This window comes from Oceaniglobus roseus (genome assembly GCF_002869745.1).
GTDB lineage: Bacteria > Pseudomonadota > Alphaproteobacteria > Rhodobacterales > Rhodobacteraceae > Oceaniglobus > Oceaniglobus roseus.
Genome location: NZ_PNOS01000029.1, coordinates 23476 through 35298, shown reverse-complemented (window position 1 = coordinate 35298; position 11823 = coordinate 23476). Strand labels below are relative to the sequence as shown.

General features: G+C 70.1%; 16 protein-coding genes and 1 tRNA gene. 9 read left to right on the top strand and 8 right to left on the bottom strand.

The genetic code is table 11. The features are described 5' to 3' along the window. Positions 1 to 70: 70 nt before the first annotated feature. The 3 genes from A7B20_RS14425 to A7B20_RS14415 all read right to left on the bottom strand — a co-directional run bounded on the left by A7B20_RS14425 (position 71) and on the right by A7B20_RS14415 (position 3208). Entirely contained in the window at positions 71 to 1282 is a 1212-nt protein-coding gene (locus A7B20_RS14425; protein ID WP_102109286.1) for an efflux RND transporter periplasmic adaptor subunit, read from the bottom strand. A gap of 178 nt (positions 1283 to 1460) precedes the next feature. After that, positions 1461 to 2741, bottom strand: coding sequence for a multidrug effflux MFS transporter (locus tag A7B20_RS14420; RefSeq protein WP_245866960.1), 1281 nt, complete (start codon positions 2739 to 2741; stop codon positions 1461 to 1463). Then, positions 2738 to 3208 carry a MarR family winged helix-turn-helix transcriptional regulator gene (locus A7B20_RS14415; protein WP_172961023.1) on the bottom strand — a complete coding sequence of 157 codons (471 nt, stop codon included), beginning with the start codon at positions 3206 to 3208 and terminating at the stop codon, positions 2738 to 2740. The genes A7B20_RS14420 and A7B20_RS14415 overlap by 4 nt, the downstream gene beginning before the upstream one ends. A 199-nt stretch (positions 3209 to 3407) precedes the next feature. Between A7B20_RS14415 and A7B20_RS21310 the strand changes: the two genes are divergently transcribed. From A7B20_RS21310 to A7B20_RS14405, 3 genes are all read left to right on the top strand, one after another. After that, positions 3408 to 3599, top strand: coding sequence for a hypothetical protein (locus A7B20_RS21310; protein ID WP_157937693.1), 192 nt, complete (start codon positions 3408 to 3410; stop codon positions 3597 to 3599). A 67-nt stretch (positions 3600 to 3666) separates the two neighbouring features. Further along, positions 3667 to 3882: a hypothetical protein gene (locus tag A7B20_RS14410; protein WP_102109284.1), complete on the top strand. Its 216-nt coding sequence runs from the start codon at positions 3667 to 3669 to the stop codon at positions 3880 to 3882. Further along, positions 3863 to 4204, top strand: a complete 342-nt coding sequence (locus A7B20_RS14405; RefSeq protein WP_245866956.1) for a YbjQ family protein — start codon at positions 3863 to 3865, stop codon at positions 4202 to 4204. Before A7B20_RS14410 ends, A7B20_RS14405 begins: the two co-directional genes overlap by 20 nt. 4 nt (positions 4205 to 4208) lie before the next feature. On the opposite strand, the gene A7B20_RS14400 is transcribed toward A7B20_RS14405, so the two are convergent. Next, positions 4209 to 4718 (bottom strand): hypothetical protein, encoded by a 510-nt coding sequence (locus tag A7B20_RS14400; RefSeq protein WP_102109283.1) that lies wholly within the window; start codon positions 4716 to 4718, stop codon positions 4209 to 4211. 160 nt (positions 4719 to 4878) lie between these two features. Here A7B20_RS14400 and A7B20_RS14395 point away from each other — a divergent pair, with 160 nt between their 5' ends. Beyond that, complete coding sequence (locus tag A7B20_RS14395) at positions 4879 to 5505, top strand: DUF1638 domain-containing protein (protein WP_102109282.1); 627 nt, start codon at positions 4879 to 4881, stop codon at positions 5503 to 5505. A gap of 6 nt (positions 5506 to 5511) precedes the next feature. On the opposite strand, the gene A7B20_RS14390 is transcribed toward A7B20_RS14395, so the two are convergent. After that, on the bottom strand, positions 5512 to 5934 hold the full coding sequence (locus A7B20_RS14390) for a SufE family protein (protein WP_102109281.1): 423 nt from the start codon (positions 5932 to 5934) through the stop codon (positions 5512 to 5514). 110 nt (positions 5935 to 6044) lie between these two features. Here A7B20_RS14390 and A7B20_RS14385 point away from each other — a divergent pair, with 110 nt between their 5' ends. Next, positions 6045 to 6509, top strand: a complete 465-nt coding sequence (locus A7B20_RS14385) for a hypothetical protein (RefSeq protein ID WP_172961022.1) — start codon at positions 6045 to 6047, stop codon at positions 6507 to 6509. A 247-nt stretch (positions 6510 to 6756) separates the two neighbouring features. Here the strand turns inward: A7B20_RS14385 and rnd are convergent, their stop codons facing one another. The 3 genes from rnd to purM all read right to left on the bottom strand — a co-directional run bounded on the left by rnd (position 6757) and on the right by purM (position 9641). Further along, positions 6757 to 7914 carry a ribonuclease D gene (rnd, locus tag A7B20_RS14380; protein ID WP_102109280.1) on the bottom strand — a complete coding sequence of 386 codons (1158 nt, stop codon included), beginning with the start codon at positions 7912 to 7914 and terminating at the stop codon, positions 6757 to 6759. A gap of 81 nt (positions 7915 to 7995) precedes the next feature. After that, the gene (gene purN / locus A7B20_RS14375; protein ID WP_102109279.1) at positions 7996 to 8598 is read right to left on the bottom strand and encodes a phosphoribosylglycinamide formyltransferase; all 603 of its coding nucleotides are present in this window, start codon (positions 8596 to 8598) and stop codon (positions 7996 to 7998) included. Further along, positions 8595 to 9641 (bottom strand): phosphoribosylformylglycinamidine cyclo-ligase, encoded by a 1047-nt coding sequence (purM, locus tag A7B20_RS14370; protein WP_102109309.1) that lies wholly within the window; start codon positions 9639 to 9641, stop codon positions 8595 to 8597. The genes purN and purM overlap by 4 nt, the downstream gene beginning before the upstream one ends. Before the next feature lie 190 nt (positions 9642 to 9831). Between purM and A7B20_RS14365 the strand changes: the two genes are divergently transcribed. The 4 genes from A7B20_RS14365 (at position 9832) to A7B20_RS14350 (ending at position 11786) form a co-directional block, all read left to right on the top strand. Then, positions 9832 to 10107: a hypothetical protein gene (locus A7B20_RS14365; protein ID WP_102109278.1), complete on the top strand. Its 276-nt coding sequence runs from the start codon at positions 9832 to 9834 to the stop codon at positions 10105 to 10107. Positions 10108 to 10141: 34 nt separating this feature from the next. Beyond that, positions 10142 to 10218: transfer RNA gene (locus A7B20_RS14360), tRNA-Ile, on the top strand. Between the two features lie 208 nt (positions 10219 to 10426). Then, a complete protein-coding gene (locus tag A7B20_RS14355; protein ID WP_102109277.1) occupies positions 10427 to 11071 on the top strand; it encodes a hypothetical protein in 645 nt (214 codons plus the stop codon). 385 nt (positions 11072 to 11456) lie between these two features. Next, on the top strand, positions 11457 to 11786 hold the full coding sequence (locus tag A7B20_RS14350) for a TfoX/Sxy family DNA transformation protein (RefSeq protein ID WP_102109276.1): 330 nt from the start codon (positions 11457 to 11459) through the stop codon (positions 11784 to 11786). Positions 11787 to 11823 lie beyond the last annotated feature (37 nt).

Genomic DNA, 11823 nt, shown 5'->3' with positions numbered 1-11823 from the left:
GGTCTGCCTTTCGCGGCGCTGAACAGGGTGCGGATCGGTTGGGCGGAAAGAGGTGCGGGGCGAAGGGCCGTCAGTCGACGGCGCTCTTCTCGGCGGTCCGTGTGACCTTCGCGGTGTCCTGTCCGGCGTCGGCGGCGGCCGAGGCCTGCTCCTCGGGGGCGACGGTCGCGCCGGGGCCGACCTTCTGGAGCCCGGCGACGATCACCCGGTCGCCATCGGCCACGCCATCGGTCACGATCCAGTCGTGGCCCTGGTCCTGGAGCACCGTCAGCTGGCGCTTCTCGACCTTGTTCTCGGCGTTCACCACCATCACCGTCGGCTCGCCCCGCTGGTCGCGGCTCACCGCCTCCTGCGGCACCAGGAAGGCCCCCTCCACGCTTCGCGTCGGCACTTCGACCTGCACATACATTCCGGGCAGCAACAGCTTGTCGGGATTGGCGAATTCCATCCTCAGGAGAACCACGCCCGTCTGCTCGTCCACGCTGGGCTCGGCCGCCTTCAGGCTGCCGGTCTGATCGAAGGTGCTGCCGTCGGCCAGCGTCAGCTTGACGTCTTCCGCCCCGGCCGAGAAGTTCCCGGCCTTCTGCGCGCGGCGCCACTCCAGCAGGTCCGCCGCCGATTGCGTGACATCGACATAGACCGGGTCGATCGCCCGGATCACGGCCAGCGGGGTTGCCTGGCTTGCCGTCACCAGCGCCCCCTGCGAGGTCTGCGAGACGCCGATCTCGCCGGTCAGGCGGGCGCGGATCGTGGTGCGGTCGCGGTCGATCTGGGCCGCGGCCAGCTGCGCCTGGGCCGCCTGGAGGTTGGCCTGGGCGCTGGCCCGCGCGGCATCGGCGTCGTCCTTGGCCTGCTGGCTGGCGACGTTCCTCTGCGACAGCTCGTCGACGCGGTTGGCCGACTTGATCGCCGCGTTCAGCTGCGCCTGGGCTTGGGCCACCGCCGCCTCGGCCTGGGCCACCGCGGCGTCATAGCTCGCCGGGTCGATCTGGTAGAGCGGATCGCCCTCGCTGACCTTGCCGCCCTCGGTGAAAAGACGCTCGGTGATGATGCCGTTGACCTGCGGACGCACCTCGGCCATGGCGCTGGCCTTGACCCGGCCCGGCAGGGTCGAGGTCAGGGTGACGTCCTGCGCCTTCAGCGTGACGACCGTCACCGCCTGGGGCGGACGCTCGCCCCCGCCCTGCCCCTGCTGGGTGCGGGCCGGGAAGGCGACGAGGGTTGCGGTGCCGAGCAGGGTCAGCAGCGTCAGGATCTTCGCGGCGCGGTGGCGTCTGACCATGGGGCCGACCTCTCTCTGTTCAGTTCTCTATGTGATTTCACGCAGGAGATAGCGCTGCGCTTCTAGCGGGCGACCGTTCCGGACCGCAAGGGGCCGCGGCAGGCCGTCCCGGTCGCCGAAAGCCTCGGAATGCCCACGAAGCAGGCAATTCGGCCGCAATATGTGCGGTTCTGGAGACTCACCTGTGCGCAGGCTCCGGGGCGCTGTCGCCCGCCAGCACCGCCCGTCCCGTGGGCGGCGCCACGGTGACCTCGGGCGACGGCTCGGGCTCGGCCAGGTGCGGGCGGCTGCGGTAAAGCGCGTAGGCCGCGCAGGCCGCGACCCCCATCAGCGGGATCAGCAGCCCCATCGCCAGCACCGCATCGCCCATCATCGCGCCGATGGTCCCGACCAGCAGGCCCGACCCCATCTGCAGGAAGCCGAGCAGCGATGCCGCCGCCCCCGCGCTTCGCCCGAAGGGCGCCAGCGCCGCGGTGGACATCGCGGGCATGACGAAGGCGATGCCGAAGGCATAGACCGCCACCGGGATCATCACGTGCAGGAACGAGGGCGGCCAGATCAGCAGCGTCGCCGTTCCGAGACTGCCGAGCAGGATGAAGCAGAGCCCCGGCAGCACCAGCGCATAGGCGCCCTTGCGCTCCATCAGCGCCCGGACCGCCAGCGAGCCGGCGAAGAAGAAGCCCGACTGCATCAGCATCCCCGCCCCGAACTCGGTCGGCGTCAGCCCGACCTCGGTCATCAGGATGAACGGCAGGAAGGTCGCCTGCGCATAGAGCGCGCCGAGCGCCCCGGCCATGACGCCCGAGGCGGTCAGGAAATGCCCGTTCGTCAGCAGCATCCGGTAGGTCCGTCCGAGCGCGGGAAGGTTCAGCCGCGACCGGTCCGGCACCACCGTCTCGCGCATCGCGAAGAGCGCGGTCAGGATCACCGCGGCGCCCATCAGCAGCATCAGCGCGAAGATCGCCCGCCACCCCGCGAAGGCCAGGGTCAGCCCGCCCAGCGTCGGCGACAGCGCGGGGCCGAGCGCCAGGATGATGCCGATCAGGTTCATGATCCGCGACGATTTCTCGCCGGTGAAGAGGTCTCGCACGATGGCCCGCGAGATGGCGATCCCGGCCGAGGCGCCGATGCCCTGCAGGAACCGCGCCGCGATCAGCACTCCCACGGTGGGCGAGAACAGCGCCAGCAGGCTGGCCGCGCAGTAGAGCGCCATGAAGGCCACCGTCACCGGCCTGCGCCCGAGCGCATCCGACAGGGGGCCCGCGATCAGCTGCGCGCAGGCGAAACCGCCGAAATAGAGCGTCAGCGTCAGCTTCACCACGGCGTCGGTCGAGCCGAAGGCATGCACCAGCTCGGGCATCGCGGGGGTGTAGAGCGCCATGGACACCGGCCCGATGGCGACCAGCATCGCGCCGATCATGCTCACCCGGCGCTCGCTCATGACGGGTGCGCCGCTCATACCTCCACCTCCGCCGCGCGCAGGCCGCGGAGCGTCTCGAGGTTGGTGCGCATCTGCCGCGCCACCTCCGAGAACTTCTCGCGGTCTTCCGGCGCGATCCCCTCCAGCGCCGCGGCGCGGAGCCTCCGGCCCACCGTCTCCATCCGCTCCAGCGCCGGTCCCGACGCCCCGGTCAGGCTGACCAGCTTCGCGCGCCGGTCGTCGGGATCGGGATCGCGGCGCACCAGCCCCGCCTTCTCCAGCCCGTCGAGGAACACCGAAAGGCTCATCGGTGCCACGCAGAGCAGGTCGGCGAGGCAGCTCTGCCGGATCGGCCCGCAGCGCGCGACCTGCGACAGCACCCGCGCCTCGGAGGTGGTCAGCCCCACCTCTCCCGTCTCGATGGCGCGCTCGAAAGCGGCGCGGAAATGCCGCGCAAGGTCGCCGACGAGAAAGGCGATGTGATCCCGGTCGATGTCCGTGGCCATGGCTGCCTGCCGATTTGATAAGTGAAAGATATTATATGCGGCATATAGCGACTGCCCGCGCAGGGTCCAGCCCCGGAATGCCGGAATCCCGCCTTCGACCGCCCCGGTATGGTCCGGGAAGCACCCGGACTCCGCCCAGATCTGGCCACATCGCGCGATCACAAATTGGTTAACAAGGCATTTAGAAAGGGACGCTGCCATGACCCCCCGCACATTTTTCAGGACCGTCGTCTGCATCTTCGCCCTGTTCGGGACCGCCAGCGTCGCGCGGGCGATCCTTGCCAGCGGACCCGAGCTGATGGCCAGCCAGATCGCCCTGCTGGTGCCGGTCGTCCTCTCCGTCCTGCTGCTCGTGCGCCTGACGCACCGCGCTGCCAGGGCCGAGGCATAGCAGGTCCGCACCTTTCGCCGCCCCAACCGACCTCCCATATGCGGTGGGCATCGAAAGGAATTGGCCCATGCCCCTCGACCGGTTCGTCCTGATCCTCGTGATCGTCTTCGCCGCCGCAGGCCTGAGCGTGTGGATCGCCACGGCCATCGCCGCCGCCACCACGGCTCCCGGTCTCTGGTTCCTCGCCGTTCCCGTCGTCCTCGCCGTGGCGGTGCTCTGGCGGGTGATCGCGCAGCGGCTGAACAACCCCGAGGACGACCACTATGACACCATCGAGAAGTGAGATCCTCGTCGTGACGACCGACCGGGTCGCCACGCGCGAGATCGCCGAAGTCCTCGGGCTCGTGCGTGGCTCCACCGTCCGCGCCAAGCACATTGGCAGCGACATCGTCGCGTCGCTGCGCAATCTCGTCGGCGGGGAAGTGCGGGAATACGCCCAGCTTCTCGCCGCCGCCCGGGAACAGGCGCTGGACCGGATACTGGAGGACGCGCGGCGGCTCGGGGCGGATGCCGTGGTCGGGGCCAGGATGCAGACCTCGACCATCGGCCAGCAGGCCTCCGAGGTGGTGTTCTACGGCACCGCCGTCCGCCTCGTCCCGTGCTGAGGGTTCAGCGCCGCCGCTCGAGCCAGACCACCGTGGCGCCGCAGACGATCCCGTAGAGGACATGCCCCACCAGCGCGACCCAAGCGATCGTGGTGAACTTCAGGAACGGCTGGCCGAGCGCGAAGCCGGCGACGAACCCGATGGCGAGGATCCAGAGCCCGAAGCCGTAGATCGCCGACGCCGCGAGCCAGCCGAGACCCGGCGCGAAACGCTCCTGGAGCGGGCGGAACACGGCGAGCCAGCCGATCGGATAGGCCAGCAGCCCGATGACGAGGAGATGTATGAAGTTGCCCGCGGCCGCCCCGTCCGGCAGGCCGAGCCGTCCGAGCAGGCTGCGCGCCAGACCGTCGGGCGAGAGGTTGCCGTAGCCCAGCATCGGGCTGATCGCCTGTCCCCAGATGTCGAAGGCGACGGTCGCGGTGGATCCGGACACGAGCAGCACCATCAGGGTACTCGGCGATATGGACGGAAACGCGCCGGGCCGGCGCAGGGAAACGGGGGAGGTGGCGGTCATCTTCGGCGCTCCTTGGATCATGGTGACGTCAATGACCGGCATTAAGGGATCCCAGCGACGCCCCGCCACATTGTTACCTGACGCCCACGTCAAGGTTACGATTGTTTCGCCCGCCTCCATGCCGCTTGCGCGAGGCTGCGAAAGGGTCCACCTGTCCGGCATGGACGACGCGACCCTCACCCACGACGGCACGACACTGCGGGACGGCGGCCGCGTCCTGCTGATCGCCTGCGGGGCCCTCGCGCGCGAGATCCTGGCCCTGCGCGACGTCAACGGCTGGACCCACCTCGACCTCACCTGCCTGCCCGCGATCCTGCACAACCACCCCGAGCGCATCACCGACGCCGTCCGCGCCGCGGTGGAGAAACACCGCGCCGCCTATGGCCGGATCTTCGTCGTCTACGCCGATTGCGGCACCGGCGGCCAGCTTCAGGCCGCCTGCGCCGAGATGGGGGTCGAGATGGTGCCGGGCCCCCACTGCTATGCCTTCTACGAGGGGGTCGAGACCTTCGCGCGCACCGCCGAGGACGAGATCACCGCCTTCTACCTGACCGATTTCCTGGTGCGCCAGTTCGACGCCTTCGTGTGGGAGCCCCTCGGCCTCGACCGTCACCCGGACCTGCGCGAGATGTACTTTGGCAACTACACGAAACTCGTCTACCAGGCGCAGACCGACGATCCGGCCCTGACCGCGAAGGCCGAAGCCTGCGCCGCCCGCCTCGGCCTCGGCTTCGAGCGCCGCTTCACCGGCTACGGCGACCTCGCCACGGCGCTCGCCCGGCTCTGATCGTCCTCAGGCCGCCGCCGCCGCGACCTCGCGGATCCGTGCGATCATCGCGCGGAGCCCGTTCGAGCGCTGCGCCGACAGGTGGTCGTTCAGCCCCAGCCGCCCGAGTTCCGCCGGGGCGTCGATGTTGCCGACCTCGCCCACCGGAACGCCGTTGTAGAGCGCGCCCAGCACCGCGATCAGGCCCTTGACGATCACCGCGTCGCTGTCGCCCTGGAAGCGGAAGGTCGCACCCGTCCCCTCTCCCTCGATCTGCGGCACCAGCCAGACCTGGCTCGCGCAGCCGTTAACCTTGGTCGCGGGCACGCGGAAGGCGTCCGGAAGGGGCGTCATCGCCTTGCCCATCTCGATCACATGGCGGTAGCGGTCCTCCCAGTCGTCCAGGAACTCGAAGGTGTCGGCAATCTCTTCAAAGGCTTCGGTGGCCATGGCGCTCTCCCGATGTCACAGCCCCTGCCTAAGCATCCCCCCGCCGCGCCACAAGCCTTTTCAACCCCGCCGCTTTCGGCTAACCGGAGGGCAGAGCGGAGGGGACCGGAATGGCACGAAGGCTGATCGCGACACTTCTGATCCTGTCCGTCGTGGCGGGCTGCGCGCGGGTCTCGAACTCGCGCCTGAACCCGTTCAACTGGTTCGGCCGCAGCCAGGCCGTGACCGCGGTTCCGGTCACGCCGGACGAAACCGGCGACCCCCGCCCGCTGATCGACCAGATCACCACGCTCGAGGTCGAGCGGACGCCGGGCGGCGCCATCGTCCGCGCCACCGGCCTGCCGCCGACCCAAGGCCACTGGGACGGCGAGCTGTTGCTGGTTGGCGACGAGGACCCGGTGGACGGCGTCCTCCAGTACCAGTTCCGCATCATGCCGCCCCCGGCCCCCACCCGCGTCTCCACCCCGCGCTCGCGCGAGGTTGTCGTCGGCCTCTACCTGACCCGCCAGGCGCTGGAGAACGTGCGCGAGATCCGCGTCTCCGCTGCGCGCAACGCCCGCGCCGTCCGCCGCTGAGCGGCTCCCGACGCCACCGCGGGACGGAGCCGTCGAGGGGGGGCCGTCTGCCCCCCAAGGCGCTGCGCGCCTTTCCCCCCGAGGATATTTGAAAAGCAAAGATGAACCCTGCGGAGGAGCGGCACCCGCCCGCCTCATCGTCCAGCTCATCTTTGCTTTCTCAAATATCCCCGCCGGAGGCTCCCGAACCCTCCGCGGGCACGCCGCCGGAGACAGGGGCGCGGCGGCGCAGCCCCGTTCGATGGCCTCAGATCTCGAAGACCTGCACGCTCTCGCCCTTGACGACCAGCCCGACCTCGCCCTTGCAGAGCCTGAGCGCGTCGGCCCCGAAGACGGTCCGGCGCCAGCCCTTCAGCGCCTGCACGTCGCGCTCGCCGCCGGCGATGGCGTCGAGGTCGGCGGAGGTGGCGATCAGCTTGCTCGCCACGTCGGCGCCGTCGGACTTGGCCTTCAGCAGCACCCGCAACAGGTCGGCGAGGGCCGGGTTCACCTGAAGCTTGTCGCGGGTCAGGTCGGGCTTCGGGAAATGCTTCGGGTCCGCCGCCTGCCCCGCCGCGATGGCGGCGAGGATCCCGTCGGCGATCGGTCCCTTGCGCGCCTCGCGCAGCAGCAGGCGCGAGCGCCCCAGGTCCTGCGCGCTCGCGGGCTTGGTCGAGGCGAGTTCGAGCAGGGCGTCGTCCTTGAACACCCGGCTGCGCGGCACGTTGTTGTCCCGGGCATAGGTCTCGCGGAACTGCGCCAGCTCCTTCACGATGGCAAGGAAGCGGCCCGAGTTGGTGCGCGTCTTGACCCGTTTCCACGCCTCCTCGGGATGCACGGTATAGGTCGCGGGGTCGGTCAGCACCGACAGCTCCTCCTCGACCCAGGGCGTGCGGCCGGTCTTGTCGAGCTTCGCCGCGAGGTGTTCGTAGATATCGCGCAGGTGCGTGACGTCGGCCAGGGCATAGGCCTTCTGCGCCTCCGACAGCGGCCGGTGCGACCAGTCGGTGAAGCGCGAGGTCTTGTCGAGCGGCTGCTTCGCGATCTTCCTGACCAGCGTCTCGTATCCCGCCTGCTCGCCGAAGCCGCAGACCATGGCGGCGACCTGGGTGTCGAACAGGGGCTCGGGGAACACGCCGCCCTCGACGAAGAAGATCTCGAGGTCCTGGCGCGCCGCGTGGAACACCTTCACCACGCCTTGGTCGCGGAAGAGGTCATAGAGCGGCTCCAGCGACAGGCCCCCGACCAGCGGATCGACCAGCACCGCGTCGTCCTCGGCGTCGCCGCGCACCGCCATCTGGATCAGGCAGAGCTTCGAGTAATAGGTCCGTTCGCGCAGGAACTCGGTGTCGATCGTGACATAGGGGTGGCGCCGGGCCTTCTCGCAGAAGGCGGCGAGCCCCTCGGTGGTGGTGATGGTGATCATTCGGCCCAGCTTCGTCCGCTCTCTGCCCCGCGTTCCGCCCGTGATAGGCACATTGGCGGCGGAAGGGAAGCCAAACCGCCCTCAGCCCGCCGCACTGTCGAGCCGGACCGGCGTCAGGTCCCCGGCCGCGAAACGCCGCAGCACCGCGGGGTAGAGCAGGTGTTCGGCCGCCAGCACCCGCGCCGCCAGCACCTCGGCCGTGTCGCCGGGCAGCACCGGCACCCGCGCCTGCCCCCTAAGCGGCCCGTCGTCGAGATCGGCCGTCACCTCGTGCACGGTGCAGCCCGCCTCGGTCTCGCCCGCCGCGAGCGCCCGGGCATGGGTGTGCAGCCCACGGTATTTCGGCAGGAGCGAGGGGTGGATGTTCAGCATCCGCCCCTGCCAGCGGTCGATGAAGCCCGCGGTCAGGATCCGCATGAAGCCGGCGAGGCAGAGGATGTCGGGCGCGGCCTCCAGCAGGCGGGCGTGCAGCACCTCCTCGAAGGCCGTGCGGTCGCCCCGGAACGGCCGGTGATCGACGGCCGCCGTCGGCACACCGCGCTCGGCGGCCCGCGACAGCCCGCCTGCGGCGGGATCGTTCGACAGCACCAGCACCGGGCGCGCGGGGTGGTCGCCGGTCATGCTCTCGACCAGCTTCACCATGTTCGACCCGCCGCCCGAAAGCAGGATCGCGACCCGCTTCACGTCAGGCGGCCCTCGTAGCGCACGCCCTGCCCTTCGGTCACATGGCCGAGGCGGCACACCGTCTCGCCCGCGTCACCGAGCAGGGCCTCCAGCGCGTCGGCCCGTTCGGGCGCGACCACGGCCACCATGCCGATCCCGGCGTTGAAGGTCTTCAGCAGTTCGGCCTGCGCCAGCCCGCCGGTTTCGGTCAGCCAGCGGAACACCGGCGGCAGCTGCCAAGCCCCGAGGTCCACCGTCGCGCCGCATCCTTCGGGCAGCACCCGCGGCAGGTTCTCGGTCAGCCCGCCGCCGGTGATGTGGGCGAGGCCATGCACGCCCCTGGCGCGCAGTGCCTCCAGCACCGGGCGCACGTAGAGCCGAGTCGGCGTCAGCAGCGCCGCGCCGAGCGTTCCCTCCCCGAAGGGACTGTCGGCGTCCCAGGACAGCCCCGAGACCTCGACGATCCGGCGCACCAGCGAGTAGCCGTTGGAATGCACCCCGTCCGAGGCGAGGCCGAGCAGCACGTCGCCCGCGGCCACCCCGGAGGGCAGCGCCGCGCCGCGCTCCATCGCGCCCACGGCGAAGCCCGCGAGGTCGAAGTCGCCGCCGTGGTACATGCCCGGCATCTCGGCCGTCTCGCCGCCGATCAGCGCGCAGCCCGAGGCCGCGCAGCCCCGCGCGATCCCCTCGATCACCCGGGCCGCTTGGTCGAGCTCCAGCTTGCCGGTGGCGAAGTAGTCGAGGAAGAACAGCGGCTCCGCGCCCTGGCAGATCAGGTCGTTCACGCACATCGCCACCAGGTCGACGCCCACGCCGTCCATGTGGCCCGTGTCGATGGCGATGCGGAGCTTGGTGCCCACGCCGTCTGTCGCCGCCACCAGGACGGGATCGGAAAATCCCGCCGCCTTCAGGTCGAACAGCCCGCCGAACCCGCCGAGCCCCGCCATGACCCCTGCCCGGTCGGTCGATTTCGCCGCCGGCTTGATCCGCTCGACCAGCGCGTTGCCCGCGTCGATGTCCACCCCCGCCTCGGCATAGGTCAGACCGTTCCTGCCCGTCTCCATCGCCCGCCCCCACTGGCCCGCGGCGCCGCAGCGACGGCGCCCATGATCGGCGCGGGGATAGACGATCCCCATCCGCGCCGCAACGCCGGAGAAGGCCCGCACCGGCAACCGGGCGGAACGAATCAGCCCCCATCGCGTTCGGATCCCAGGCAACGCCCTGAAACAAGGGCAGGACTTTGAGGATCGACAGATGATCAGACGCACCCTGACCGCCGCTGTCACCGGCACAGCGCTCCTGATGCTGCCCGTCGGCGCGGCGCTTGACGCGCTCCAGATGGACCCCGTCCACCCCGCCACCCTCGATGCGCCCGACCTCGACACCATCGGCCTGCGCGCCATGGCCGAGATCGACGGCGACCCCGCGACCTTCACCGCCGACGAGCGACGCAAGATGGTGGTGCTCGGCCAGGTGCTGGGCACCGCGCCGCTCGGCACCATGGAGGCGTTCAACCTCATCGAGTCTTGACCGGCCCGGCGGCTCTGCTACTCCGAGGGACAGCGGGCCTGTAGCTCAATTGGTTAGAGCAGAGCGCTCATAACGCTTTGGTTGCGGGTTCAAGTCCTGCCGGGCCTACCAAGAACCGCACCGTGCCGGAACGCATCTGCGCATCGCAGGGAGGAACGGCGTTCCGGTTCGCGGGTCGGGCGCATCTGCTCCGCATATGAGCCTCATCACCCTTGATCGCCATCCGTCGGAGCGGCAAACTGGCCTTGTCGTCATCGTGCCCAGGGAGGCCGGTCCAGGGGGATCGCGAGAGGTGCGTTGGTGCTGGAAGGAGGCCCAGATGACCCAGACACCGAAGCTGGTTTTCGGCTGTATCGCAACCGGTTGCGCAATCGTCGCCACGACCCTCGTCGTTGCGACAGGTGTCCCGCAGGATGCGCAGGCGCAGTCGCGGGGGGGCGCAAGCGCGACCATCGGCGGGGCGGGCAGCCTGATTCGCCCCGGGGGCGCGGGCGTCTCGTTCAACCGCATCACCAATCTCGCGACGGAACAGATCGTTTTCCTGGTCCAGAGCATCGGTGCGTTCTGCTCGAAGCTGCCCGACCGGCGGTACGAGGTCGACTGCCTGGCCGACCAGTACGAACAGGTCGCCTCGACGATGGCGCGCAACGGCGAATATGCCGGGGCGCGCCAGGCCATCGAGCAGACCTCGAAGCGCCTGCGCGGCCTTGCCGCGGCGAATCGGGCGGCCGATGCGCAGCCCGCGCAGCTGGCCGGGACCAAGACGGCCCACGCCAGCAGCCGGCCGATCGTGCCGATCGACCGCGCGCGCACCAAGGCCGCCCGGGTCCGCGCGGCGCAGATCGTCGAGGAAGGCCAGACGCTCCTGCTGCGCAGCGCCGAACGCTCGGAGCGGCGCAAGGTCGCCTATACCCAGATCGCCGAGGCGCTGGAGAGCAACAAGGTCCTGCTGCGCTCGGCCTGACACCGAGTCGGACGGCATCGCGGGAGGTCGGCGGTCACGACCGGCCCCGACGCTCTCATTCGCGTGATGGCGATGAATTGCCGTGCAGGTGACGCGGGGGCACCTGTGGCGGGTTTTCCACAGGCCGGGGCGATCTGCTCACTTGTGCGGGATCGCCCGAAAATGGGATTGAACTCGCCGCAATAGAGGCAAAATGGAGGGGCATCCTCGGGGGATCGTCCCGCAGCAGAAGACAAAGTACCATGGCCAGTTCCAAACCCCGCCCCGCACCCGCCCCGGCACAAGCTCCGCAACCGACCCCGGCCCCGACCGGCCCGGTGTCGTTCAGCGACTGGGCCGCGATCTGAGACTTCCGGACCGGTCCTCGGCACCCTAGTCTGGTGCCATGGCCGATCCCGTCTCGAGCATCCGCAACCTCGGTCCCGCCATGGAGCGGGCCTTTGCCGCCGTCGGTATCGACAGCGCCGAGACCCTGCGCGCCCTCGGGACCGATGCCGCCTATCTCCGGCTGCTCGAACACGGGCACCGGCCGCATTTCATCGCCTACTACGTGATCGAGATGGGGCTTCAGGGCCGCCCCTGGAACGACTGCAAGGGCGCCGAGAAGGCCGCCCTGCGCGCCCGATTCGACGCCCTGAAGGCGCGCGGCCACGATGCGGGGCGCGCCGCGCTCGAGGCGGAGCTGGACCGCATCGGCGTGCGTCCGCGCCCCTGACCTCGGCGCAGCGCGCAGAAAGGGGTGGCGGGGCCGC